At 62.5% G+C, this 24,388-nt stretch carries 20 protein-coding genes; 15 read left to right on the plus strand and 5 right to left on the minus strand.

Features of this window, described 5'->3' with window-relative positions:
• Positions 1-79: 79 nt before the first annotated feature.
• Positions 80-1,192, plus strand: a complete 1,113-nt coding sequence (locus tag AC0L2F_RS25645; protein WP_473250293.1) for an NADH:flavin oxidoreductase/NADH oxidase — start codon at positions 80-82, stop codon at positions 1,190-1,192.
• Positions 1,193-1,443: 251 nt separating this feature from the next.
• A complete protein-coding gene (locus tag AC0L2F_RS25650) occupies positions 1,444-1,854 on the plus strand; it encodes a hypothetical protein (RefSeq protein ID WP_473250294.1) in 411 nt (136 codons plus the stop codon).
• Positions 1,855-2,042: 188 nt separating this feature from the next.
• Here the strand turns inward: AC0L2F_RS25650 and AC0L2F_RS25655 are convergent, their stop codons facing one another.
• From AC0L2F_RS25655 to AC0L2F_RS25665, 3 genes are all read right to left on the minus strand, one after another.
• A complete protein-coding gene (locus tag AC0L2F_RS25655) occupies positions 2,043-2,288 on the minus strand; it encodes a PilZ domain-containing protein (RefSeq protein WP_007599245.1) in 246 nt (81 codons plus the stop codon).
• A 221-nt stretch (positions 2,289-2,509) separates the two neighbouring features.
• On the minus strand, positions 2,510-3,850 hold the full coding sequence (locus tag AC0L2F_RS25660; protein ID WP_473250295.1) for a DUF2235 domain-containing protein: 1,341 nt from the start codon (positions 3,848-3,850) through the stop codon (positions 2,510-2,512).
• A gap of 304 nt (positions 3,851-4,154) precedes the next feature.
• On the minus strand, positions 4,155-4,286 hold the full coding sequence (locus tag AC0L2F_RS25665) for a hypothetical protein (RefSeq protein WP_007599247.1): 132 nt from the start codon (positions 4,284-4,286) through the stop codon (positions 4,155-4,157).
• 350 nt (positions 4,287-4,636) lie between these two features.
• Between AC0L2F_RS25665 and AC0L2F_RS25670 the strand changes: the two genes are divergently transcribed.
• From AC0L2F_RS25670 to AC0L2F_RS25695, 6 genes are all read left to right on the plus strand, one after another.
• Positions 4,637-4,894 (plus strand): hypothetical protein, encoded by a 258-nt coding sequence (locus AC0L2F_RS25670; protein WP_007604597.1) that lies wholly within the window; start codon positions 4,637-4,639, stop codon positions 4,892-4,894.
• A gap of 1 nt (position 4,895) precedes the next feature.
• The gene (locus AC0L2F_RS25675; protein WP_007599252.1) at positions 4,896-5,192 is read left to right on the plus strand and encodes a hypothetical protein; all 297 of its coding nucleotides are present in this window, start codon (positions 4,896-4,898) and stop codon (positions 5,190-5,192) included.
• A gap of 197 nt (positions 5,193-5,389) precedes the next feature.
• On the plus strand, positions 5,390-5,668 hold the full coding sequence (locus AC0L2F_RS25680) for a DUF1488 family protein (protein WP_007604598.1): 279 nt from the start codon (positions 5,390-5,392) through the stop codon (positions 5,666-5,668).
• A gap of 246 nt (positions 5,669-5,914) precedes the next feature.
• Positions 5,915-8,065: a GNAT family N-acetyltransferase gene (locus AC0L2F_RS25685; RefSeq protein ID WP_473250296.1), complete on the plus strand. Its 2,151-nt coding sequence runs from the start codon at positions 5,915-5,917 to the stop codon at positions 8,063-8,065.
• Positions 8,058-8,489: an ASCH domain-containing protein gene (locus tag AC0L2F_RS25690; protein ID WP_473250297.1), complete on the plus strand. Its 432-nt coding sequence runs from the start codon at positions 8,058-8,060 to the stop codon at positions 8,487-8,489. The genes AC0L2F_RS25685 and AC0L2F_RS25690 overlap by 8 nt, the downstream gene beginning before the upstream one ends.
• A 264-nt stretch (positions 8,490-8,753) precedes the next feature.
• On the plus strand, positions 8,754-9,845 hold the full coding sequence (locus tag AC0L2F_RS25695) for a hypothetical protein (RefSeq protein WP_473250298.1): 1,092 nt from the start codon (positions 8,754-8,756) through the stop codon (positions 9,843-9,845).
• A 119-nt stretch (positions 9,846-9,964) separates the two neighbouring features.
• On the opposite strand, the gene rpmB is transcribed toward AC0L2F_RS25695, so the two are convergent.
• Entirely contained in the window at positions 9,965-10,276 is a 312-nt protein-coding gene (gene rpmB / locus AC0L2F_RS25700; protein ID WP_026232426.1) for a 50S ribosomal protein L28, read from the minus strand.
• 600 nt (positions 10,277-10,876) lie between these two features.
• On the opposite strand from rpmB, the gene AC0L2F_RS25705 reads away from it, so the two are divergent.
• The 5 genes from AC0L2F_RS25705 (at position 10,877) to AC0L2F_RS25725 (ending at position 17,796) form a co-directional block, all read left to right on the plus strand.
• The gene (locus AC0L2F_RS25705; RefSeq protein WP_473250335.1) at positions 10,877-11,686 is read left to right on the plus strand and encodes a DUF3108 domain-containing protein; all 810 of its coding nucleotides are present in this window, start codon (positions 10,877-10,879) and stop codon (positions 11,684-11,686) included.
• A 705-nt stretch (positions 11,687-12,391) separates the two neighbouring features.
• Positions 12,392-15,784 carry a helicase-related protein gene (locus AC0L2F_RS25710; RefSeq protein WP_473250299.1) on the plus strand — a complete coding sequence of 1,131 codons (3,393 nt, stop codon included), beginning with the start codon at positions 12,392-12,394 and terminating at the stop codon, positions 15,782-15,784.
• A gap of 84 nt (positions 15,785-15,868) precedes the next feature.
• Positions 15,869-16,138 (plus strand): RNA-binding S4 domain-containing protein, encoded by a 270-nt coding sequence (locus tag AC0L2F_RS25715; RefSeq protein WP_473250336.1) that lies wholly within the window; start codon positions 15,869-15,871, stop codon positions 16,136-16,138.
• 132 nt (positions 16,139-16,270) lie between these two features.
• Positions 16,271-16,609: a ferredoxin FdxA gene (gene fdxA / locus AC0L2F_RS25720; protein ID WP_275172752.1), complete on the plus strand. Its 339-nt coding sequence runs from the start codon at positions 16,271-16,273 to the stop codon at positions 16,607-16,609.
• A gap of 344 nt (positions 16,610-16,953) precedes the next feature.
• On the plus strand, positions 16,954-17,796 hold the full coding sequence (locus AC0L2F_RS25725) for a CarD family transcriptional regulator (protein WP_084777287.1): 843 nt from the start codon (positions 16,954-16,956) through the stop codon (positions 17,794-17,796).
• 110 nt (positions 17,797-17,906) lie between these two features.
• Here AC0L2F_RS25725 and AC0L2F_RS25730 read toward each other — a convergent pair whose 3' ends face one another.
• Positions 17,907-19,715: a DUF4231 domain-containing protein gene (locus AC0L2F_RS25730; protein ID WP_473250300.1), complete on the minus strand. Its 1,809-nt coding sequence runs from the start codon at positions 19,713-19,715 to the stop codon at positions 17,907-17,909.
• 265 nt (positions 19,716-19,980) lie between these two features.
• Here AC0L2F_RS25730 and AC0L2F_RS25735 point away from each other — a divergent pair, with 265 nt between their 5' ends.
• Both AC0L2F_RS25735 and AC0L2F_RS25740 read left to right on the plus strand, forming a co-directional pair.
• Positions 19,981-21,498 carry a toll/interleukin-1 receptor domain-containing protein gene (locus AC0L2F_RS25735; RefSeq protein WP_473250301.1) on the plus strand — a complete coding sequence of 506 codons (1,518 nt, stop codon included), beginning with the start codon at positions 19,981-19,983 and terminating at the stop codon, positions 21,496-21,498.
• Complete coding sequence (locus tag AC0L2F_RS25740; RefSeq protein WP_473250302.1) at positions 21,491-24,346, plus strand: tetratricopeptide repeat protein; 2,856 nt, start codon at positions 21,491-21,493, stop codon at positions 24,344-24,346. Before AC0L2F_RS25735 ends, AC0L2F_RS25740 begins: the two co-directional genes overlap by 8 nt.
• Positions 24,347-24,388: the final 42 nt, after the last annotated feature.

Here is a 24,388-nt window from a genome sequence, read left to right on the forward strand (position 1 = left end):
CCCGCGCGGCTGGCAATCGGCGCATCGCTCACTACAATCTCCCCAACTCCCGCCCTCCATCCCCCGGAACTCCCCCCGCATGAGCGCCCTGTTTTCCCCGATCAAGCTGCGCGGCCTGACCTTGAAGAACCGCATCGTGGTGTCGCCGATGTGCCAATATTCGGCCGAGGACGGCGTTCCCACCGACTGGCACTTCACCCACATCAACAATCTCAGCCTGTCGGGCGCGGCGATGTTCTGCATCGAGGCGACCCATGTCGAGGCGATCGGCCGCATCACGCCGGGCTGCCTCGGGCTCTACAGCGATGCCGCCGAGGCCGCGCTGAAGCAGATCCTCACCTCGGTGCGGAAACATTCCTCGACCGCGGTCGCGATGCAGCTCGCGCATGCGGGCCGCAAAGCCTCGAGCGCGCGGCCTTGGGACGGCGGCCAGCTGATTCCGATAGACCAGGGCGGCTGGCAGACCGTGGCGCCGTCGGCGCTGCCGCACAAGGAGGGCGAAGCCGCGCCGCTGGCGCTCGACGCCGCGGGCCTCAAGCGCATCCGCGACGCCTTCGTCGATGCGGCAAAACGCGCCGATCGCATCGGCATCGACGCCATCGAGCTGCACGGCGCGCACGGCTATCTCCTGCATCAATTCCTGTCGCCGATCTCGAACAAGCGCACCGACGAATATGGCGGCTCGCTCGAGAACCGCATGCGCTTCCCGCTGGAGGTCTACGACGCCGTCCGCGCGGCGTTCCCGCACGACAAGCCGGTCGGCATGCGGGTGTCGTCGACCGACTGGGTCGAGGGCGGCTGGGATCTGGCGCAGACCATCGCATTCGCCAACGCGCTGAAGGCGCGCGGGGTCGACTGGATCGATGCCTCCTCCGGCGGCGTCTCGCCCCTGCAGAAGATCGCGCTCGGCCCCGGCTACCAGGTGCAGTTTGCAGAGGCCATCAAGCGCGAGACGGGTTTGCCCACCATCGCCGTCGGCCTGATCACCGAGCCGAAGCAGGCCGAGGAGATCGTCGCATCCGGCAAGGCCGACATGGTCGCGCTCGCCCGCGGCATGCTCTACGACCCGCGCTGGGCCTGGCACGCCGCAGCGGACGTCGGCGGCGAAGTCGAAGCCCCGCCGCAATACTGGCGCTCGCAGCCCTCGACCCAGAAGGCGCTGTTCGGCAAGACCACGTTCGGGGCGCGGTAGGCTCTTCACCTCGCCGCCATCCTTCGAGACGCCCCGCCTTTGGCGGGCCCTCAGGATGAGGCCGGAGTGCGCGGCAGCGCTTTCGGCGGGCAAAGATGCCGCTCAGCCTCATCCTGAGGAGACCGCAAAGCGGTCGTCTCGAAGGACGAGGCGCTTGCCCCGCCCTCACGCATCCGTAACGCCCCTCAGCTTCCACCTCCCCCAAATCTGGCCTAATCTCGCGCGCGTCCAACTCCTCGCGGAGATCCGCCATGCGGTTTCGTATTCGAAAGGCTGCCCACGTCATCGAGCGCGTGGGGCTTGCGATGGCGGGCGCCGCGTGCGGGCTGTTCGTCGGCGCTTACGTGGGATCCGCTATACCCGCGCTCACCACCGAGGGCTTCCTGCTGCTGATGATGGTGCTGGGCTTCGTCGGCTTCTATCTCGGCATCGACACGCCGCAGCTGCCCTTCGACGAGGCCCATGGCGACATCGACGCCGCGGAGCTGTTGAGCTCCGCCGGCACGCTCTGCGCCACGCTCACCGCGCTCGCCTCCGTCGCCATCATCGTGCTTCGCCTCGAGCCGCATATCGCCTGGAGCTGGTTCGCCCTGTTCGGCTGGATCGCCGGCGTCGCGATGCAGATCGTCGCGGGCGCGAAGGCGCGGATGCGGAAGCCGTGAGACGAGATAGCGGCGCGACAATCTCCGCCGTCGTCCTGGCGAAAGCCAGGACCCATTACCCCAGGGAGCAGTTTGGCGAAGACTCGTCGTTCGGTACGTCTACCGCCTGCAATCGATGAATCACGCGGTATGGGTCCTGGCTTTCGCCAGGACGACAACTTAGGAGGCCGCGCCAGCGTGCCTCGCCTCTAAAACACCACGCCCACCTTCGTGCCGCGCTTCCACGCCACGCGGCAGCGCTTTTTGGTGTTGACGTGCAGCAGCTCGAAGCGATCGGGAATCTTCACCTGGCCGCCGAGATCGACGCAGGCCCCTCCGGGCGAGTAGTCGATCAGCGTGCAGGGGATCACCGGCGCGCGCGGGTCGGTGATGATCTTGGCCTGGCGGGACACGAGGCCCGCGGGCTTGACGCGGGCATGTCGTCGCGGATGCATTGGCACTCTCCTCCAATTTCCGCGGATGGCGCGGGTGGTCTGGGAGACCATGATGAACGAGAGGTGATTCGATCCGGCTAAAGCGGGGTCGATAATTTTAATGAATATTGGCGGTAGCGGGGTGGGTTGGCTGTATTCCGCCGTCGTCCTGGCTTTCGCCAGGACGACGGCTTTGGTGGAGCGCCGGCCAGCTCCCCATCATGGTCCGCCGCGCAACCACCTCACCCCGCCACGATCTCCCCCGTCTCGCCTCCAGCGCCCACACCCGGCGGCACCGGCATCGGCACCGTCACATAATCCTTCGGCAAATTCACCGGCCGATAGCCCGGCTCCACCGCCATCCGCTTCAACACGCTCTCGTGCACATGCGCGCCTTCGGGAATCAGGCGCGGTTCGCAATCGGGGATGTAGAGCCCCATAAACACCTTCCGCTCCGGCCATTCCTTGTAGGTCGCGCTCTTCGGCAGATACTCCAGCACGCGCCAGGGCGCCGTCATCGAATCATGCAGCTCGCCCGTCTTGCCGGTGTATTCAGGCGGCACGTATTGGAACGGCGAGTTCTTGCGCTGGATGCCCCAGGCGAGCTGGTTCACCGTGCGCGGGTTGAAGTTCAGCCCCGCTTTCGCGGCCTCCTCGATCATCCAGAGTAGCGGATATTTGGACTCGCCGCTCTCGGCTTCCGGATAGCCGCCGCCGACGTCGCAATGCACGCCGGCGAACCACACCTGCAGGATGTCCTGCGGCTCCTTCTTCTCGTCGGGCACATAGCGGTGGCGCCAGTACTCCTGCGGCTCCTCATACGCCTTGAGGCGGAACATGCGGCGCTGCTCATCGATCGCGATCGCCTGCCGGAAGATGTTGACGCTGGGATTGCGCAGCGTGAAGGCGAGCTCCTCCAGGCTGAAGACGAGGAAGAAGACGTCGCGCCGCGGCACGATCACGCTCGCCACCGTGTCCCAGACGCCGATGAAATGGATGGTCGGCCAGCGCGTCGAGGTGATGCGCGCGAATTGCGCGGCGAGGTCGAATTGGTCCTTCGGCAGCGGCCCCTGTTCGTCGACGGCGATGTCCTTGAGGTCCTCGATGTCGTTGCCGCGCCCCGTGCCGGAATATTGCTTGTAGGCGACGAGGCCACTGCCCGCGAGGTTGGCCTGCTCCGGCGAGATCAGGCCGATCTTGTGGATCAGCCCCGCCAGCACGCGAACCGTGTAGGCCCCGCGCGAAAAACCGAACAGATAGATCCTGTCGCCCGGCGCGTAATGCTGGACCAGGAAGCAATAGGCCGAGAGCACGTTGTCATCGAGCCCGTAGCCGGTGGCGAGCCCCAGCACCAGATTGACGTTGGCTTTCCAGCGGTGCCACGTCGACGGCTCCGTCACCGTGCCGACGCCTGGATCGTAGAACACCATCTGCCGCGGCTGCGTCTTGGCGGTCTTGCGCAGGCAGCGATAGAGCTTCAGGACGTTGGAGATGTTTTCGGAAATCTCGTTGCCGGTGCCGTCACAGCAGATGACGAGATTCTTCGGCTCGGATGTGTGGTCGGCGTTGCGCTCGTGCTCCACGGTACTCCCCTCCCGCTGATGCTACCCGGGCGAGTATAGCGGAAAACGGCGGGAGAAGGAGATGGTGGTGAATCCCGCGCGGTGCCAGTGTTTTTGGGGTGATTGGGCCGCGGACTCCGCTGCACCTCTCCCGCCTGCGGGAGAGGTCGACGCGCCTCGGGCGATGCGAAGCATCGTCCCGAGCGCGGCGGGTGAGGGCTCTCTCCTCTTGGGGGTTCTCGCTTGCGGAGACACCCCCACCCCAACCCTCCCCCGCAAGCGGGAGAGGGGGCGCACCTCATTCGCGGTCGGCGTTGCCGCCCCGCTACTTCTTCTTCTGCCCGATCTCCGGCTGCCACGCCGCATCCTTGCGGCTGGGCGCTGCGGCGCTGGTCTTGATCTTGTCTTTCTTCGGCTTCTTGGTCTCGCGGTTGCTGCGTTGCTGTCCCTTGGCCATGATTTCGTCTCCTCCTGGGTTTCGAGTTCGTCCGCGTGCGAGATGGGCGCTGTGCCGAGGCGACGAGATACACCTGCCCGAGCCATTGAAAGATCGCCGCCGCGCACACGAGGCGCGAAAGATGCAGCGCAACATCGACGCGCGGCAATTGCGTGAGCTGCGCTGACGTGGTCGAGCGTACGCCCGCGCCCTGCCGATGGCGAGGACTAAAACGCCGCGCGTGAGTGTCTCGCTTGCCGCTTAAGTCCCGGCCCGCGCTGACATAAAGCTGGCTATTGCCGCGCAACGAGCGCATGGTCAGCGATAGCTGGCGTCGGTTGGGGCTCCTTCTTTGCGAAAGGCAGGCGCGCATGACCATCCGCTCGCGGCGAGAAACCATCACCTTCAAGCATCCATTCCACATCCGCGGCCTCGCGCGCGAGTTGCCGGCCGGCGCCTATGAGGTCGTCACCGACGAGGAGATGATCGAGGGCCTGTCGTTCGCGTCCTATCGCCGCGTCGCCACCATGATCACGGTGCCCTCCGAAGGCGTGCGCGGTGCGACGGAGATGCTCTCGATCGGCTCGGTCGACCTTGCGGATGCCCAACGTATCGATGCGAGTGCCTGAAATGACTGACATCCCGGTCGATCTCGACAGCCACCGCGGCATGGCCGCCCAGAAGGCAACCGATCTGCGCCGCGCGCTGGCCGATGTCGAGGCCCAGGTCAGGGAGCTGCGCGAGCGCGAGGCCGAGCTCGAAAACCGCATGATGTCGGTGCCCGCCACGTCCTGGCCGGAGGCCGCCGTGAAGGCCCGCCATCTGCTCAACCTCTATGCCGCGAGCCTGCCCGCCGAGGACACCCGCCATCGCGCGCTGGTCGCCGCGCTGTTCGACGATTTCGCAAGACTCAACGGCGACGGCTGAACGGCGAGCCAACTCGTGGCGCCATCGCGCAGCGCTCGCAAACACAGGCGTCGTCCTGGCGAAAGCCAGGACCCATAACCACCGAAGTCAGTTGTTGTGCACCCTAGTGCCACAGCCTGCTTCGATAACGCCGACCGACGCCCCCGTGCGCAATTGCGCAATCCCGGCACGACGCGCGGACGCCAAAGGAGTACCCCATGACACTCACCAGCAGCCGCTTCATCGCCCACGACCAGGACCGCGGCATCGTCCAGTTCTCGATGCAGGACGGCAGTAAGGAGATCGCCTGTGCGATCTCGACCTCCGCCATGGACGACCTCGAGCGCGGCCCGCGCGCCAGGCCCAGCGAGCGCGAAGAGCAGTTCACGCGCCTGCGCGAACGCATCGAAGCCTGCACCGGACGCAAATATCAGGCGACGGAGTTCGAGGGCACCCCGCCGGGGATCGTGCTGCGGAGCATTGATTTTCGGGGGTAGGGGGGCTGCCCAGGCAGCCGCTAAAGCGCCGGAACGTCGGAATGCTGTAGCGGATTCCATTTCGGACGTCAGTCTTCGTTTGACTTATGGCCCAAGTGGTTGTGATAATTCACGAGACACGTTTTAGACGAATGTGCAATATTGAGGCGGGTCGCTATTCGATAGACTTTGCTAGGTTTGATCTAAGCCACCATTTGATTGCCGTCCAAGATTGTATCTTTCGAAACAGCGCGATCTCGTTTTTTGATGGAAACCTTTGTATATCGCTTGGAAACTGATCCAGTAATCTTGCTGGAGCACGTGTCAAACATTCGCTCCTTGGCTGATCGCGAGAAAGAGGCCCTCGGATTTTTACCTGAAGCGGCCTACCGTGACGCGATTATGCAACGGCGGCTATTTTGTATGTTTGCGAGGGGGGCTGATGCGGTCGAGATCGCAGGCTTCATCTTGTTCAGCGGCGTATTCCCTAACGCGCGAGTTCAGCAGGTCGCAGTTTCTACGTCTCATCGACGGAGCGGACTTGGATCGGCCCTGATCAATGCGCTCGTGTCACACCTCGAAAGTCGAGGGTATTTGAATGTGACGGCTGCCGTTGCGTCGGACTTGAGCGCGGCGCAATCGTTCTATGAGAAGCGAGGATTTATAGCGCGTCGCGTTCGCGACGGGGGAGCTGCGCGACAGCGTACCATAGTGTTGCGTTCCAAGGAACTGGATACAGCAAGTCTGTTCACGTTGATGGCTCCGCCTTCCGCCCGGGACGAACTAGCGCCAGACCTTAGGCTTCGGTCGCCCAGCGCTTTTGAAGCGCCGCTGTATGCAATCGATCTCAACGTGCTATTCGATCTCCTTAAGCAGCGTACCCGTTCGGGCATTGCCAATCGACTCTTTGGCGCTGCTTTAGCGCATCGCGTGCGGCTCGCGGTAGCACCAGAATTCATTGTAGAATTGGAACGTACCTCGCATGGTGATGCGCTCGATAGCACCCTTCAACTTGCGCGCCAATTACCTCGCATTCCATCAGCACCGAAGGCTGACGTGGATCGAATAGCCGCAAGCATCCATAAAAAGGTGTTCGAAGAAAAGGGCATTTCGCAAGCGAACACCAAGCAGGCAATAAGTGACTCACGTCATTTGGCAGAGGCCGCGCTGGCCCGGGCGTCGGGGTACATTACGAGCGATAGCCATCTGCTCAATGCGCGAGAGTCGCTCCTTGAGCTTGTCGGTATTGATATCGCCAGTTTAGACGAGTTTGTTGAGTTGCTCCACGCTGAAGATGTGAGCTTTGAACGAGGCCAATTGCAGGGAACGCAATGCGAAAGTAGAACCGCTGCGGTCGACGAAGTTCGAGCGTATCTGGCTGCTCAAGCGGTAAGTGGACGGCTCGTCGATTTACTTCTGCCAACCAGATCGACAGTCGGACAGATAAGAGCGCGGGCGGCTCTTGAAAATGCGGAGATCGTTGGGATTGGTCTGTATTTGGCTCCCCATACCCTAGATGCCGCCGCCAAAATGCTCGTGCACGTGCGGTCAGATCACATCTTGTGTGAGACCTTTGCTGAACATCTGTTGGACGAACTGATACGAGAGGCAAGTCATGCCGGGCCAGTGACTATCGAATTGCGGAGAATTGCGGGCCAGACTGCAGTTAATCAAGCCGCAAAACTGAGAGGATTCTTGCCTGCCTCAGATCCGGACATCCTGATCAAAGTCGCGCTCGGTCGTCCGCTTACGCCAACCTCATGGTCGTCTCTAGCGCGGCAGATGAGACGTAGAACAGGTTTGTCGCTTCCAGACGTCCCTGCGCACGGCGCAGATTCTGTACAGATTCAGGCCCCAGATGGAACGTTTCTAGCAGTGAAAATGCTTGCGCTGGAAGCTGCTCTCGGTCCCACGATAATTGCGTGGTCCGACCGTAGCGCAGTAATTGTGCCAATCGCAAAGGCGTTCGCTGACGATCTGCTAGGTACAGCGGATCAGTTTGCTCTATTCGGAAGGCCATCGGCTGCGTTCCTCGGGCTTCGCACATACTTCAATAGTCCAAGAACGTCGTACCTGATGCGCCCTGGATCGCCGATCCTATTCTATGAGTCTAAGCGAACCGGAGGACGAGCAGCAGTTGTGGCTGCGGCTCGAATTGTGGATACGACAGTTGTGCCCAAAGAACAGGTACCAAGCGAGTTCTTGAAGCGAGCTGTAGTTGAGGACCTGGATCCGCTGACGACGTCGAGCGACATCCTAGTGACGTCCTTCGATAATTTGCTTCGATTCCCGAATCTTGTAAAACTTGAGGCTCTCCGAGAAATCGGAGCGGTAGGCTCGGCTAATCTACAAACAACGACGGCTTTACCGAGCACTCTGCTAGCGAAGATATTGGATCTCGGATGGTCAAGTGACTGATGCTGTCGATGCAATCATTTCGATCCATCCGGGATATGCAACGGCGATCCTCGACGGGACTAAAACAATTGAATTAAGGCGCCGAATTCCGTCGCTTGACAAAGGCGCTCGCTTGTGGATTTACGCAACCCGTCCAACGGCTGCAGTTGTCGGTGTCGCGACCATAGCAGATGTAAGCCGTGCTCATCCTCGAACAATATGGCAGAAGCATAGGGCCGGGACAGGCGTGGATTACGATTCCTTCACAGAATATTTCGCCGGCACTACCGAAGGCATCGCCATTCTCCTGGCTGCGGCAAGACGAGTTCGTCCGGTGTCCCTTGAGCAATTGAGAAAAGTTCGAGCCCGCTTCCACCCGCCTCAAGTTCTCGTTCGTCTGACCTCCGCCGAGGCCGAGGCTTTGGAGAATCTCGCCAAACCATAGACGAACTTGAAGGTCGCGCTTCGTATGCCCGCTGAAAGGCTAGCCGAGATTCCTGAGGCGGTGGTGAAAGCGATGGCCGACGTTTGGCGGCTTAGCCCTCCCGGGCCGAACAATCTTCTCTCCGCTCCAGAGTTCATTAGATTACGTGAGGCATGCAGCACTAGCTACGCTGCGGGCACGCTGACTCCTGGCTTCGCACTGTCGTACGCGTTGAGGTCTCTTGGATTGCCTTGCAGCATGCCGAGCGGCAGAGCGAGTTTGTCATTGTCGGTCGAAGAAGCCACGTTTCGTTTAGATGATGGCTTCCGAGCAAGGTTAGGACGCCGCATTTACTTCGTGCCGTTAGACTTGGCGCCTAACTTGCCGAGAATGCGTTTTGGATCTGCGCGAGTTGATCGATTTGATGCTCAAGAACTCGAAGCATTAGTTGATGCGGCGCGGCTCCAGCGAAGGTTCCCAAGCGGATTTTTCGACGCAAAGCGTTTCGCCGAGTTTTCCTGGCTGGCGATAGATGAGGCGCTGCAATTTGATGCGGCTCCCGAGAAGCGAGCTGTTCCGCAGCTATTTGCTCCCATCGACAAGGACTTGGGCAGGATAGATCCTCACGAAGGGCGTTTTCCCGATGCAGTAGAGAACGCCATCTTTTTTTTGCTGTTAGCGCCTTGGGAATCCTGGTCGGAGATGCACGAGGTCGATTGGAGAGGCTTTAAGATACCGTGGGTCTATAGCGTCAACACAGATTTATTCGCTAACTTGTCCCCTCCACCCGTTCCGGAGACCTTATCGTGGGACACTCATTCTTACGAAGATGGAAAGGGCGGTTGGGAAGAAGTAGAGCATCCGCTCGAATTTCAGTTGGATGATCGTGTTCAATCTGAGTTGCCGCTTTGGGACGACTCGCGGTGGGCGATGCTTCAAACTGCTCGCCAGTCTCCACTCTTCGAAGGGCCGGTGATACATTTTTTCGTTCGAGCATTTTTGTCTGAAGGCATCGACGAGGTGCTGGCGCACATGATGGCCATTGAAGCCGCCTTGGGTTTGAGTTCAGACTACAGAGGAGCGGCCGCTCCAACTCACCAAAAGCGGATCAAGGCCACTGATAAAATGAGTTTCCGGGTGGCTGGCTTATTAGGCGATCGAAATGCTGCAAAGGAATACAAGACCCTGTTCAATATCAGGAGTGCTTTTGTCCATGGACGAACGATGGGACCAATCTCAACTCAGCAGCGGTTACTAGCTCGTTCATTAGCTCGGCGCGTCGTTTGGCAGCTTGTCCTGGGAGCTAGCACCAAGGCTGAGATCTCGCGGGGCTCCTTTCTTGATGACCTTCTCGACCAAGGGGTGCTCCTGCGTTAGTTCTCATGCCTCGCCCTCAAAACAAAGACGGCCGGATCTTCCGATCCGGCCGTCACGCAAACCTCTACTTGGCTAAGCCTACGCCTCGCGACGCAAGCCTCCGGCCAATCCGAAAACCCTTAGCTCGCCTTCTTCTCCGGCGCCGGCGTCGGGCCGACCTTCTTCTGGATGGCGCGCTTCAGCTCGAGGGCGCGGGGCGATAGCACGGCGGCCTTGGCCTTGAGCAGGAAGGGATCGAGGCCGCCATTGTGGTCGACACTCTTGATCGCGTTGGTGGAGACGCGCAGGCGCACGTTGCGGCCCAGCGCTTCGCTGATGAAGGTCACGTTGACCAGGTTCGGCAGGAAGCGGCGCTTGGTCTTGATGTTGGAGTGGCTGACCGTGTGGCCGACCTGGGGGCCCTTGGCCGTCAATTCGCAGCGGCGAGACATGGCAAAATCCTCAATCTTTCCCAACGATGTGCGGCCGCCATTCGGGGCGCCACGGGCAAATTCTCTGTCCTTGCAGGGAGCGGGCGGACGTATAGGGGGGAAGCGGCGGGACGTCAAGGCGACGGGCCGTTTTTGGCCCGTCGTCCCGGGGCGCGCGCGAGCGCGAAACCGGGATCTCGAGCGGCATAAAGCGGTGTCATCGCCCGCGAAGGCGGGCGATCCAGTACTCCGAGAAAGCGCGGCTAGAGTCGAGGGGCCGCGGCGTACTGGATGCCCCGCCTTCGCGGGGCATGACAGCGGGGCATGACGGCGGTGGAGGTGGCGGGGTGAGGTGCGCGCTTCTGACCCGCCCCGATCACCAAAACGGCAATGATTATCGCGCCTTACCATCACATAAAGGGCGTATTCGCGCCCGAAGAGTGCAGTGGAGTTCCGGACGCGGATAGGCCCGGACGCATTGCTTGGCGCGGTTTTTGGCTTAAGTAACAACCGTTCGCGCCCCGATTGGATTGTTTCGTGCTCACAACGCCTCATCTTGCGCCCGGCCTGTGCTCAACGGAGCTGCGCGCGAGCGATCCGCGCCCTGCCGGCCGCTGGGTCATGGCGGCCCTTGGCGGGCTGGTCTTGGCGTGGGCGGCGGAGCCCGCGGCGGCGCAGGGCAAGCTCGAGGCGCAATACGAGGCGACGCTGGCGGGCATTCCGGTAGGCCGAGGCGCCTGGAACATCGACATCCAGGACGATGTGTTCGCGGCCGCGGCCTCCGGCGGCACCTCGGGGCTGCTGAAATCGTTCGCGGGCGGGTCCGGCACCGGCGCCTCGCAGGGCCGCGTGGTCAACGGCGCGCTGGTCGCGACCGGCTACCAGGCCACCACCACCACCTCGAAGAAGACCGAAGAGATCCGCATCACGCTCGACAAGGGCAATGTGAAGGATTTTGCCATCCTGCCGGAGCCGCCGGTCGATCCCGACCGCATCGTCGTCACCGACGCGCATCGCCGCGGCGTCTGGGATCCGATGACGGCCTCGCTGGTGCGCGTCTCCGGCAGCGGCGACGTGCTGTCGGCGGACGCCTGCCACGGCAGCGCCGCCGTGTTCGACGGCCGCATGCGCTACGAGCTCAAGCTCGATTTCAAGCGCATGGAAAACGTCAAGGCGGAGAAGGGCTATCACGGCCAGGTCGTGGTCTGCTCGCTCTATTTCGTCCCCATCGCCGGCTACATCCCCGACCGTCCCGTGATCAAATATCTCGCCGCCCAGCGCAACATCGAGGTCGCGTTCGCGCCGATCGCGGGAACGCGCATCCTGGTGCCGTTCTGGCTGAAAGTGCCGACCCCGCTCGGGCCGGCCATGCTGGAAGCGACGAGCTTCATCACCAGCGCCCAGCCGCCCAAGGTCGCGAAGACGCAGTAGGGGCGCCGCCTCGCTGCCGTAGCCCGGATGGCTTGTCCGCCGTAGCTCGAAGAGCGAAGGCGGAAGCGAAGCGCAATCCGGGTTCTTTGCTTTGGCCCCCGTATTCCGCTCCGCTCCATACGGGCTACGGTCCTGCCTTCTGGGCAAAAATAAATATCAATGATTTCAACAACATCCCTACTGTGCATGGGGTTGTTTTCGCACTTTTTGTTTTGGAGGGGGGTCGGGGTGCGGGAATCCATTTGACTCCTCCCCGATTCTGATTCGACTCCGCGCCGTCCCCAGCTTTAACGATTTCGCCATCGAAACGTCGCTTGTGCGGCGGGCCAAAACTCCATCTAGTGCGAACTGATAAGCCTCCCGCGACATCTTGCGTGAACGGAACAGGACTCAAGGGGGAGTCAGCGATTCGGCCGTGATTCGTTCTCAACTCGTTCCGAAGCTTAAAGCCAACGGGAAAAGCGTCGCAAAGTGAGACAGTTGCGCGAGGTTCGGGGAGGGGCGCCGCATTCTCCGCCGTCATGCCCCGGCTTGACCGGGGCATCCAGTACGCCGCGCCCTCTCGGTCTGATCTGCGCCGCCTCTGGAATACTGGATCGCCCGGTCGAGCCGGGCGATGACAGCGGTGTGTGAGGCGAGCCCTTCGCGCCACCGCCCCAAAACAGCACTGACATTCGCCCCAATCGCCATTACCTAATCCCCCAGATGCCTTTTTCCTCCTCCCCCTTCGCTTCCGAGCGGCTTCCCGGCGCCGGCGTCACTGCGGTGCTTGGTCCCACCAACACCGGCAAGACCCATCTCGCCATCGAGCGGATGCTCGCGCATCCCTCCGGCATGATCGGGCTGCCGCTGCGCCTGCTGGCGCGCGAGGTCTACAACAAGATCGCAGCAAGGGTCGGCCCCGATGCCGTCGCGCTCGTGACCGGCGAGGAGAAGATCAAGCCGAAAGCGCCGCGCTACTGGGTCTCGACCGTCGAGGCGATGCCGCGCGATCTCGACGTCTCGTTCCTCGCCGTCGACGAGGTGCAGATCGCATCTGATCTGGAACGCGGCCACGTCTTCACCGACCGCATCCTCAACCGCCGCGGCCGCGACGAGACGCTGCTGCTGGGCGCAGCGACCATGCGGCCGATCATCGAGCGGCTGCTGCCCGGCGTCTCCATGATCACGCGGCCGCGTTTGTCGCAGCTGGAATTCGCCGGCGACCGCAAGATCACGCGGCAGCCGCGCCGCACGGCGATTGTCGCCTTCTCGGCCGACGAGGTCTACGCCATCGCCGAGCTGATCCGCCGCCAGCATGGCGGCGCCGCCGTGGTGCTGGGCTCGCTGTCGCCGCGCACCCGCAACGCGCAGGTCGCGATGTTCCAGAACGGCGAGGTCGACTACCTCGTCGCCACCGATGCCGTCGGCATGGGCCTCAATCTCGACGTCGACCACGTCGCCTTTGCCTCCGACCGCAAGTTCGACGGCTACCAGTTCCGCCGCCTGACGCCGTCCGAATTCGCCCAGATCGCCGGCCGCGCCGGCCGCGCCACCCGCAACGGCACCTTCGGTACCACCGGCCGCTGCGCGCCGTTCGAGCCCGAGCTCGTCAATGCGCTGCAGAACCACACCTTCGACCCCGTGAAGGTTTTGCAATGGCGCAATTCGAAGCTGGATTTTGCTTCCCTCGGCGCGCTCCAGGTCTCGCTGAACCTGGCCCCCGGCCATGAGGCGCTGACGCGCGCGCCGATTGCCGAGGACATGCGCGTGCTCGACCACGCCGCCCGCGACGCCGAGGTGCGCGATGTCGCACATGGCAAGGACGCCGTGGAACGGCTGTGGGAGGCCTGCCAGATCCCGGATTATCGAAAGCTGTCGCCGGCCGCCCATGCCGAGCTGGTGACGACGCTCTACGGCTTCCTGATGCGGAAGGGATGCATCCCCGACGCCTGGTTCAGGACCCAGATCGACCAGGCCGACCGCGTCGACGGCGATATCGACACGCTGTCGGCCCGGATCGCGCAGATTCGCACCTGGACCTTCGTCGCCAACCGCCCCGACTGGCTGAAAGACCCGGAACGCTGGCAGGGGATCGCCCGCGAGGTCGAAAATAAATTATCGGATGCGCTCCATGAACGCTTGACTGAGCGTTTCGTTGATCGCCGGACCAGTGTATTGATGCGCCGCCTGCGGGAGAACACGAGCTTGAATACGGAAATCGGCAAGACCGGCGAAGTCATCGTCGAAGGCCATGTCATCGGCCGTCTCGATGGCTTCACCTTTGCACCGGATGCGGCGGAAGCCGGCTCCGATGCGAAAGCGTTGCAGGCTGCAGCGCAGGCCGTGCTCGCCGGCGAGATCAACGCGCGCGCCGAAAAACTGGGCAACGCACCGGACGAGCAGTTCGTGCTGACCTCGGAAGGCATCATCCGCTGGACCGGCGACGCCGTGGCGCGGCTGTCTGCCGCAGAGGACGCGCTGCATCCGCGCATCCGCATCATCTCCGACGAACGCCTCACGGGCGCCCCCCGCGACAAGGTGCAGGCCCGGCTCGACCTCTGGCTCAAGACGCATATCGAAAAGCTGCTCGGGCCGCTGTTCGAGCTCAGCAAGGCCGAGGACGTCACCGGCATCGCCCGCGGCATCGCCTATCAGCTCGTCGAGGCGCTCGGCGTGCTGGAGCGCCCGAAGATCGCCAACGAGCTGAAGGACCTCGACCAGCCCTCGCGCGCGACCTTGCGCAAATACGGCGTCCGCTTCGGCGCCTATCACCTCTATTTCCCCGGCCTGCTCAAGCCGGCCGGGCGTGCGCTGGCCGCGCTGCTCTGGGCGCTGAAGCAGGACAATGTCGATCCCTCGGCGTTGTCGGGCGCGCAGCATCTGGCGAGCTCCGGCCGCACCTCGTTCCCCGTCGACAAGCAGCTGCCGCGCGATGCCTATCGCGTGCTCGGCTACAAGCAGGCCGGCGAGCGCGCCGTCCGCGTCGACATCCTGGAGCGCCTGGCCGATCTGATCCGTCCGGCGCTGGCCTGGCGCGAGAATGCGTCCGGCGAAAAGCCCGCCGGTGCATTCGACGGCCGCAGCTTCGTGGTGACGCAGGCGATGACCTCGCTCACCGGTTCGGCCGGCGAAGACTTTGCCTCAGTGCTGCGTGCGCTCGGCTATCGCATGGACAAGCGCCCGCCGCTGCCGGCAAAGCCGGTTGTTGCGGAAACGCCGGCTGCGGAAGCAAGCACTGAAGCTCCGGCAGAAACGCCGGTCGAGGACGCCGCAGCGCCTGCGGATGCCGTGATCGAAGCCGCCGCCGAGCCTGTGACCGTCGAAGACGCGCCCGGCATGGAGCAGCACGACGAGCCCGCGCCTGAAGAGCCGGTGCTTGAGGCTTCCGTCACGCCGGAAGACGCTCCCGGCATTGCGCCACCCGCGGAAGAGGCTGCGCCAACCGTTGAAGCTGCCGAAGCCGCTCCCGCCGAAACCGCGCCTGCCGAGACCGCATCTGCGGAGACCGCTGCAACCGAAGCCGCGGCGTCGGCCGATGTGGCTGCGCCTGTGGAGGCCGCGGCCACGCCGGCCGAGCCCGAGCTCATCGAGGTCTGGCGTCCCGCCGGCCGTCACGACGATCGCAAGCCGCGCCACGAGCGCCATCGCAACCAGCGTCATCACCAGCCGCGTCCGCAGGCGGCTGCTGAAGCAGGCGCCGCGCCCGCCGAAGGCGAAGCCCAGCCTGCCGCCGACGGCGAGAAGCGCGGTGAGCGTCATCGTCATGGCGGTCATCGTCGCGATGGTGGCAGAGACTTCCGCAAGCCGCGCGAAGGTGGCGCCGAAGCCGCGCCGCGTCCCGAGGACAAGAACCGTCGCTTCGAGGGCAAGAATGGCGGCAACAAGGACCGCGACAACAAGGATCGCAACAAGGGCAAGTTCGGCGGCGATCGCGACAAGGGCCGCGACAACCGCGGCCGCGACCGTGACAAGGGCCGCGACCGCCAGGGCGGACCCTCGCTGCGTCCCTATGCATCGAGCGCCACCCCGCGCGAGCGCGATCGTCCGGTCGATCCGAACTCGCCGTTCGCCAAGCTCGCTGCGCTGAAAGAGCAGCTGTCCGGGCGTAAGGAGTAGCGCAGCGTTTTCAAGCGAAGTGCGGAGCGGTTGGCGTGAAGAAAACGCGTCAGAAGGAATAGAGTCACGACCGAGCGGCAGCGCATCGACAAATGGCTGTGGCACGCGCGGGTGGTGAAGGCGCGCACCTCCGCGGCCGAGCTTGTCGAGTCCGGCCATGTTCGCGTCAACGGCGCACGCGAGAAATCGCCGGGGCATGCGATCAAGATCGGCGACGTGCTCACCATCGCGCTCGATCGCACCGTGCGCGTCTTGAAAGTCACCGCCTTCAACGAGCGCCGCGGCGATGCCGCCTCGGCCCGTGTGCTCTACGAAGAGCTCAGTGAAGGCCATCCGAATTCTCAGCGCAATTAATTGCGCTTTGAATTCATTTCTTGGTCGATCAAGCGCATAAAGCCGTCATGATCGGCCGTTCCTGAGCTTGCGGCGCCGGGCCATCCGCGCTACGCAAGCCGCGACTTTTAAAAGAGCTTTTCGGAGCGTTGGATGACTTACGTCGTCACTGAAGCGTGCATCAAGTGCAAGTACACCGACTGCGTCGAGGTCTGCCCGGTCGACTGTTTCTACGAGGGCGAGAACATGCTCGTCATCCATCCTGACGAGTGCATCGATTGCGGCGTGTGCGAGCCGGAATGCCCCGCCGATGCCATCAAGCCGGACACGGAACCGGGCCTGGAAAAGTGGCTCACGGTCAACGCCGACTACGCCAAGAGCTGGCCGAACATCACCCAGAAGAAAGAATCACCTGCCGATGCCAAGGATTTCGACGGCATGGAGGGCAAGTTCGACAAGTATTTCTCGCCGAACCCCGGCTCCGGCGACTAATTCGGGCCAAACTTAACCCTATTAGCGGCGATACCGCCGAAAACCAGCCCTTAAGACCCCTAAATCATTGATTTTTGCGGGAAATGTGCTATATTGGGCACATTGAGCCGAACCCTGGTTAGCCCCGTCGGCCCCGTTGGGTTCCCGTGAAACCAAATGTCGAACAGGGGCGTGGCAGTTTCCGCGCGCAGGCTGTGTCACAGAAAACGCGTAAAAAGAGTACTTCAGCGAAGGCTTCCCATAAGGACGCCAAGAAAGTCGCCGCGGCCAGCCGTAGCGCATCCAAGGGTCGGACCGCGACGAAGGCGCCGGCTGCAAAGTCCTCGAAGAACAAAAGAAGCGCAATGCCTAACAAGACTGCCAAGCCGGCCGCGAAAGCGACCGTTGCCAAGCCTGTTGCCGCCAAGCCTGCCGCCAAGCCCGCTGTTGCAAAGACGCCCGCTGCCAAGGCTCCCGCTGCCAAGCCCGCCGCGCCGAAGGCTCCTGTTGCTGCTGCTCCCGCCAAGGCTCCTGTCGCTGTCGCCAAGCCGGCCGTGAAGCCCGCGGCTGCTGCGCCGAAGGTCGAGGAAAAGAAGGTCGTGACCCAGCGTCAGGGCTTCAAGGCCAACGAATTCGTCGTCTATCCCGCTCACGGCGTCGGCCAGATCCTGGCCATCGAGGAGCAGGAGATCGCCGGCGCGAAGCTCGAGCTGTTCGTCATCAACTTCATCAAGGACAAGATGACGCTGCGCGTGCCGACCGCCAAGGTTGCCAATGTGGGCATGCGCAAGCTGTCGGAGCCCGCTCTGGTGAAGCGTGCGCTCGAGACCCTCAAGGGCCGTGCCCGCGTCAAGCGCACCATGTGGTCGCGCCGCGCCCAGGAATACGAAGCGAAGATCAATTCGGGCGACATCGTCGCGATCGCGGAAGTCGTGCGTGATCTCTATCGCTCCGAGTCGCAGCCCGAGCAGTCCTACAGCGAACGCCAGCTCTATGAAGCTGCGCTCGACCGTCTCTCCCGTGAGATCGCGGTGGTGCAGCACTCGACCGAGACCGAAGCGGTCAAGGAGATCGAGGCCCAGCTCGCCAAGAGCCCGCGCCGCACCGGCGCCAAGTCCGAAGCCGCCGAAGGCGAGGCCGATGCGGACGCCGAGGGCGATAGCGACGAGACCGAGGGCGGTGCCACCGTCGCCGACGAGGCCGCGTAAGCGTCTCGCGCGTTCATCGCAACCAATCAAAAGCCCGGCCGTTTGGCCGGGCTTTTTTTGATGCGCGTGGCTCGGTATGCAACTGTCCCTGCCGAGCTTTTCTCGGCGGCTTATCCCGGCAGCGTCAAGGGCTTCCGGCTGTAGAGCGACGTCCAGCCGCTGATGTCGGCGGCCATGATGCGGGCGTTCTCGAACAGAACGCCAGCGCTCAGGTCGAAGTCGAGCCGCTCCAGGGCGATATCGTAGGTATCGCGAAGCAAGTCGAGTTGCGCGCCGGTCTTGGCCGATCGCTCGGCGGCTCCCTCGAACTCACCAGTAAAACGGATACCGGCAACCGCAGCGCCGAGTGCGGGAAGAAAGGCGGTCGTTGCACTGATCCAGCGAGCCACCGTGGCGAGGCCGTTCTTCAGCGGCGGAAAGTGGTCTGCGAGGAACAGCGCGCCCAGGAATAGGCAAAGAATGACAAGAGCTGCTCCGAAGCAGACATTGCCCGCCCAGTGCAGGCCTAGGTCCCGCATCCTGTGCAGCTTCAGGTTTGCGGCATGATATCGGATCTGCGGCTCGAACTCGGCGGAGACGGTCGCGTTCAATATCTTGCGCTGATATTCCGGGCCCAGGGTGCCCGACGGCATGCCAAGTTCGCGCATCGTGGCGCGGAAGTACCACAGCAACCAGTCGGCACCCGGTCGCGCAGCGGCCTCGACATAGGAGCTCTTCTCATACTGACCGAACAGGCTGAGAAAACGCAGGTGTCGGAGTATTTCGGCCAGGGCCCGATAGTCGAGCCAGCGATCGTGCCAGCGTCGCAACTGTCCACGCCAGACGACCGCAACGATCGAGGCGACGATCAGAAGCTCGGTGCCAACGAGCCAGATCTCTCCGCTGGGAATCCCTTCATGCCCACCATCATGCAGCAGGAAACTCGCCAGAGCGACAGCGACTGCCAGTGACGACAGCAGATATGCAGATACATAGGCCGCGCGGTAGCGCCGGCCATACTGGCGCGCCAGCGTGTCGGCCGCGAGACAACGCGGCAACAACACTTCAGCAAGCCGCGACCTGAACCCATTCTCGTCGGGGACCTCCGACAGAAAACTATCCCACGACCGCTTCGCTTCCTCGTCTGGAGGAGAAATCGATTCCATCAGGAAATCATTCAGCCTGCCCCCCGCGTCGGAGGCGTGATGCTTGATGTGCCAGGGTTCAGGCACGCGAATGGAGTTCCTGCTGATCGCGAAAGCCTGGTGCACCAGGTCGGAGATGGGCCCGGAGGTTGCGTCCGCCATCGGCGTGTCTCGCGTGACATCGCTGACGCGGCTGATGACCCACGGACGTTGCAGGCGATCGGCCGCGATCCAGACTACCGGGATACCGGATTCGACCGCGTGCTCCACAGTATCGGCGGTGCCGCCTGGAAGTCCGTCACGCGCGCTTCCATCCCAAACCGCTACCAGCACATCAATCTGGCGCAACATGAGGTCGCGTGAGCGAACCAATCCCTTGTCGTCCTCCAGTCGCGGTCGCGGCAGGACCGTAACCCGGCTGCAGCGCCGCAGCGCCCCGGCGAAATCGTCGAGCACCTCCTCACCGCGACCTGCAGGGGCCGTGGCCTTCAGCGCTCGCTCGTACTCGTCCTGGGGGGAGGGCAGCAAACCAGCGATCGACCAGGTTTGCGGGCACTGCTGCACCGCCAGCGCATCGGTGCCATCGGCGAGTCCCGACAACAGCACCATTTGAGGCTTGGTCGGAGCGTAGAGATCTCGCTGCCGTTCCAGTTGCTTGCAGCACTCGTCCTCAATGTTGTGAAAGACGTCCGAGAGCTGATCTTCGAGGCGCGCCTCGTGCTCCTGTTTCAGGCGCGCAGAGCGATGACCAGTGACGCCGACAACGAAAGTGAGGACCGGTCTCGCAACCACCATAGTAAGTTTTTCCCGGAGATATGCGCCCTACGTCTCAGTTAAGCGACGGTTGTTTGGGTGCGCAACTGAAATCGAACACGCGGCGGTAGTGCGCGGGTGCGGCAGGCTTTGCACCAGTCTCGGGCGGTGTGACCTACCAGGTGCCTGCGCCGGCCGGTTACGGCTCGGCTGCGAGTACAGCTTGACGTTGTGGTAGCTCCGCGGTTAGCCTGATCGACGCCGGCCGCCTGCGGGTTACCGCGGAGATTAGCGGAGATTAGATGGCATGACTGAAAATCGCGTCCAATTTTTTATGTCATATGCATGGAATGACAACCGGCTGCCGCCGGGTGAGCATCCGGACAAGCAGCCTTTCGTATCGGCCCTGGCCGGACAGATTGAGTGGCATTTCAACGATGCGAGGCCCAGTCCTTCGCTCTGGTGGGATCGCGACAATATCGATGACGGGACCCAATTCCGTCCCGCGATCCGCGCCGCCATCGAGGCTTCGTCGTTCCTCGTCATCGTGCTTTCCGAGCATTGGCTCGCGAGCGAATATTGCCAATTGGAGCTGCAACTGTTTCGCGAACTCTGGCAGCACGAGAGCGACTTTGAGTTCAAGCATCGCATCATCCTGGCGCACAAGAGCCATGTACCGAAGGAGCGATGGCCCTCGCTGTTGCCAGAGCAGCGCGGCTTTCAGTTCTTTTCGAAGTCTGGACCTTCCCACAGGCTTGGGCGGGTCAGCGAGGAATTCTATACGGTGGCCGAGGATCTCGCGCAGATCCTTATCAAACGCGCCAAATATGAAGACAAAGGGGATCCGCCGCCGCCGCCGCCGCCACCCCCGCCCCGCGGCGCGAAGGTCTACCTGGCGAAGCCCGCTCCTGACATGCGTGATCAATACTTGCGCGTGCATCGGGAACTGGTGCGTGATGGCTTCCACGTCGTTCCGGCGGTCGCTGACGACATCCCCCTCGACGCTGGCGCGATTGACTTCATCGATCGCGAGCTGAAGGACGCGAGAGCATCGATCCACTTGCTGGGACGAAGTGCCGGCCCGGCACCGACGGACCTCGAGCACATCGCAAAGCTTCAGCTCAATAAAGCTGCGGAACGAATTCCCGCAACGGGCGCCGACGACAAGGCTGCTTTCCATCGCCTGATCTGGGCGCCGAAGAGCTTCGAAGACCCGTCAGGTCAGGCAACCGAGCGCGACCCGATCGATACTCTCAAGAGCTTTAGTGCTCAACGGACCAGTGATCGCACCGAAGGAGTAAGCCTCAGTCCCTTCATCGACTTCGTGAAGGAGCATCTCGGGAAGATGGACGACGGGCCGATTTTTCCACCGACCGAGTTTGGTCACATCTATCTATGTCACGACGAGTCCGACACCGAGTATGCAGCCGAGGTGGCCACGTTGCTCGAAGAGCACGAGATCAGCTATGTCATGCCGGCATATTACAATACGAGTGATATCGAGCGGCGGCAGTTTCATCGCGATCGTCTATCCGAATGCACCGCGGTGGTCATGTGCTGGGCCAAAGCTTCGGAGATGTGGGCGAGAGCGCAATCCAAGGAGCTCCGGAGCTGGCAGACGCTCGGCCGTAACGAAAAATTCGCGTGCCGAGGCCTGATCGCGGGGCCGCCACCGCACGTCCGCAAGGACGAGAAGCTGCTCCGTCATCTCTTTCCTTCGAAGGAAATCGATCTCGTCCTGAACTGGACCCAGACCGAGAAGCCCAGCATCGAGGCGCTGAAGAGTATTTTCAATGCGAACGCCGAATCGCGCGCCCATGAGTGAACCAGCCGCCGCAGCTCCGAAGAAGACCGGAACGACAGCACCTTTTCCGGGCCTGAGACCCTTCGCCAAGCGCGATCACAAGTATTTCTTCGGGCGCGAAGACCAGACCTTCGCCCTGTATCGGTTGCTTCGGACAAACCATTTCGTTGCCGTGGTCGGCAGTTCGGGAAGTGGCAAGTCCTCGATCGTACGTGCCGGGCTGCTGCCGCTTCTCGAGCAGGAGAACGAGGAATCGGCTCGGAAGGCATGGCGATATGCGGCGATGAGGCCGGGACGGGCTCCCATCAACCGGTTGGCCATCGCGCTTGCCAAGGTACTTGGCGACAACGACGAATTCTTCGCGGCACGGCGCGATCGCATCGCCGCGATGTTGTTCGCTTCCAGTCACGGCCTGTCGGACGCGCTGCCATACGTAGCCGCAGACCCGGATACGCAGCTCGTCGTTCTGGTAGATCAGTTCGAGGAACTGTTCCGCTACATGTCGGCGGGTGCGCAGACCACCTCACGCCTCGAGATGTCCCGGCGGCGGGAAGAGGCGATCAATTTCATTCAGCTCCTGCTCGCTGCGACCCGAAGTCACGACAGCCGGATACGCGTCGTTATCACCATGCGCTCTGACTTTATTGGCGATTGCGCGCGCTTTCAGGGGCTGCCCGAAGCCGTGTCGTCAGCGCAGTTTCTCGTACCGTCGCTCTCACGCGATCAGCGCGAGGAAGCGATCCGCGGGCCCATCGAACTGTCGGGCGCCACCATCTCATCCGAATTGGTGGAACGGCTGCTCAACGACAGCAGCGAAGAGCTCGATCAACTGCCGATCCTTCAACATTGCCTGGCGCGGCTCTGGATGCGGGCCGGCGCGGTCGCGGGCGAAGCTGCCGACGGTAGCATCGGTTCCGAGCCACCCACCCGGCATCTGACCGAGCTGGATTACAAGGACATCGGCGGACTTTCCGGCGCCATCTCCGGCCATGCGGAGGAGATTTTCTCCGCCTTGCCGGGTCGAGAAAAGATCGTCGAGCAGGTTTTCCGTGCGCTTGCCGAAATCGACGGCGAAGGGCGGGCAGTGCGACGAGCGCGTTCGCTCGAGCAATTGATCGCAGAGACCGGCGCAGCCCGCGACGATATTTACGCCGCGCTCGACCAGTTTCGAGCGGACGAATGCTCGTTCCTGGTTCCATCCTTGTCTTCAGCACCAACCGCCAAATTGCCAGATGAAACCATCATCGACGTCGGTCACGAAGCGCTGCTGCGCCGATGGACGCGCGTCTCGGGCGACCCTGATGCCACCGGCGAACGCGGCGACAAGCGCGAGTTTGGCTGGCTGCGGCAGGAACAGCGGGACGGCGAGCGATATCGCTTCCTTCATTCCTGTGTCGATCCCCAGAGCCTCAATGAATCCCGACTGTCCGATGACCAGGCGCGGCGCTACTGGGACTGGTGGGACAAATGGCATCCCAATGCGGCCTGGGCCGCGCGATACGGAGGAGGATACGACGAGGTCGAGCGGCTCGTGCGTGCCTCTTACGCTGCGAGTGGCCGAAGCCGAAAACTAAGAAACGCGACCTACGCCGGCGTCGGGGTGGCGCTGATCTTGTTGGCTGTAGGGACCACCGCATTGTATCGGGCAAGCGAGACCTTCAAGGACGTCGCGCGGTCGACCAGAGACCTCTCGAGCGCTGTTCTGGATTCCTTCAACGGCGGTCAGACATCGCTCGAGTCGGCGACAAAATATCGCGACATCGTGAAAGGTCTGTACGATCGTTTCGACGATCTGCCGAATACCGCGCAAGTCGCGCAGCTCAAGACGTCCTGGCTGCTGACCTCCTCCGATTTGAACGTCGCGCTTGATGACAAGGATGCTGCCAGGAGGGACGCCAAGAAGGCGGCGGACACCACGAAAGACTATCTGAACAAAAATCCAGACGACAAGGCGTGGCTACGCTTGCGTTACGGTGCGCTCTTCCGAGTCGGCGACATCGAGCTCGAAGATTCCGTCGTCTTTGATGGCACTGGGGTGGTGGTCGGGCGCAATCAAGGGCCAATCGCCTTGGCCTTCGCCGAATATCAGGAAAGCGAGCGCATCGCTGCCAAGTTGCTCGACACTGACGTCTCGAACCCAACGAGCCTCAACGAGGAGGGCGTCGATCATCTGGCGCCGCAACGATTTGAGCTCGCGTTTGCGCTCAACAAGACCGGCGAGGCGCTTCAAGTCAAAAAGGACTTTCCTGGCGCGATCTCAAAATTCAAGGAAGCCTTGGAATATGCAGGCATGATCCAGGGCGCCTCGCGGATGGAATGGAAGCTCCAGGCGGCCGCCACCCAGATCAAGATCGGCCGTGTGCTCAGGGATTCCGGCGACGTCGAGGGCGCATTGCGGAGCTACTCGGATGCCATCGACCGGGAGGAGCTTCTGTTCCGGGCCTATTCCAGCGACAAGATTCTTCGCTCCAATCTCGCATCCTCATATGAGGATCGCGCGGCGCTCTACAGGGCGCAGAAAAACCCCGACCTGGCGCTGCAGGAATACGCCCGCGCCGTCCAGTTGTTGATCGCGCTCAACGAAGAGGATCCGCGGAACATGAGGATCCTGGACAACCTCGCGAGGATCTACGCGAAGGCTGGCGCGGTGGAACAGGACAAAGCGTTGCCGCAAAATCTGCCCCTGGACAAGGTGATCGAGCAATATCGCAAAGAGGTGGCTGTTCGAGAGAAGCTCGCGCAACGCCGTGCCGGCGATTTGGCATATCAGGACCGCCTTGGTCAGAGCCAGGAAAGGCTCAAGCGCGTGGAGGCGCTTGCGGCCAGCGTAAGCAAGGACGTACCCGAAAAATCGGCCGAAGCGAAGTGAGAGGGCGAGGTTGCGCGCTCAAGACAAGCGCTCGCGCTGCCC

It is taken from the genome of Bradyrhizobium sp. Ken64, assembly GCF_055807555.1.

Bases quoted from the DNA above. Each gene is read 5' to 3' on its own strand.
- AC0L2F_RS25735 (WP_473250301.1), top strand. From the start codon at position 19,981: ATGACTGAAAATCGCGTCCAATTTTTTATGTCATATGCATGGAATGAC.
- AC0L2F_RS25650 (WP_473250294.1), top strand. From the start codon at position 1,444: ATGCGGTTTCGTATTCGAAAGGCTGCCCACGTCATCGAGCGCGTGGGG.
- AC0L2F_RS25670 (WP_007604597.1), top strand. From the start codon at position 4,637: ATGACCATCCGCTCGCGGCGAGAAACCATCACCTTCAAGCATCCATTC.
- AC0L2F_RS25675 (WP_007599252.1), top strand. From the start codon at position 4,896: ATGACTGACATCCCGGTCGATCTCGACAGCCACCGCGGCATGGCCGCC.
- AC0L2F_RS25685 (WP_473250296.1), top strand. From the start codon at position 5,915: ATGGAAACCTTTGTATATCGCTTGGAAACTGATCCAGTAATCTTGCTG.
- AC0L2F_RS25710 (WP_473250299.1), top strand. From the start codon at position 12,392: ATGCCTTTTTCCTCCTCCCCCTTCGCTTCCGAGCGGCTTCCCGGCGCC.
- AC0L2F_RS25645 (WP_473250293.1), top strand. From the start codon at position 80: ATGAGCGCCCTGTTTTCCCCGATCAAGCTGCGCGGCCTGACCTTGAAG.
- AC0L2F_RS25725 (WP_084777287.1), top strand. From the start codon at position 16,954: ATGCCTAACAAGACTGCCAAGCCGGCCGCGAAAGCGACCGTTGCCAAG.
- AC0L2F_RS25705 (WP_473250335.1), top strand. From the start codon at position 10,877: ATGGCGGCCCTTGGCGGGCTGGTCTTGGCGTGGGCGGCGGAGCCCGCG.
- rpmB (WP_026232426.1), bottom strand. From the start codon at position 10,276: ATGTCTCGCCGCTGCGAATTGACGGCCAAGGGCCCCCAGGTCGGCCAC.
- fdxA (WP_275172752.1), top strand. From the start codon at position 16,271: ATGACTTACGTCGTCACTGAAGCGTGCATCAAGTGCAAGTACACCGAC.
- AC0L2F_RS25655 (WP_007599245.1), bottom strand. From the start codon at position 2,288: ATGCATCCGCGACGACATGCCCGCGTCAAGCCCGCGGGCCTCGTGTCC.
- AC0L2F_RS25740 (WP_473250302.1), top strand. From the start codon at position 21,491: ATGAGTGAACCAGCCGCCGCAGCTCCGAAGAAGACCGGAACGACAGCA.
- AC0L2F_RS25680 (WP_007604598.1), top strand. From the start codon at position 5,390: ATGACACTCACCAGCAGCCGCTTCATCGCCCACGACCAGGACCGCGGC.
- AC0L2F_RS25730 (WP_473250300.1), bottom strand. From the start codon at position 19,715: ATGGTGGTTGCGAGACCGGTCCTCACTTTCGTTGTCGGCGTCACTGGT.
- AC0L2F_RS25665 (WP_007599247.1), bottom strand. From the start codon at position 4,286: ATGGCCAAGGGACAGCAACGCAGCAACCGCGAGACCAAGAAGCCGAAG.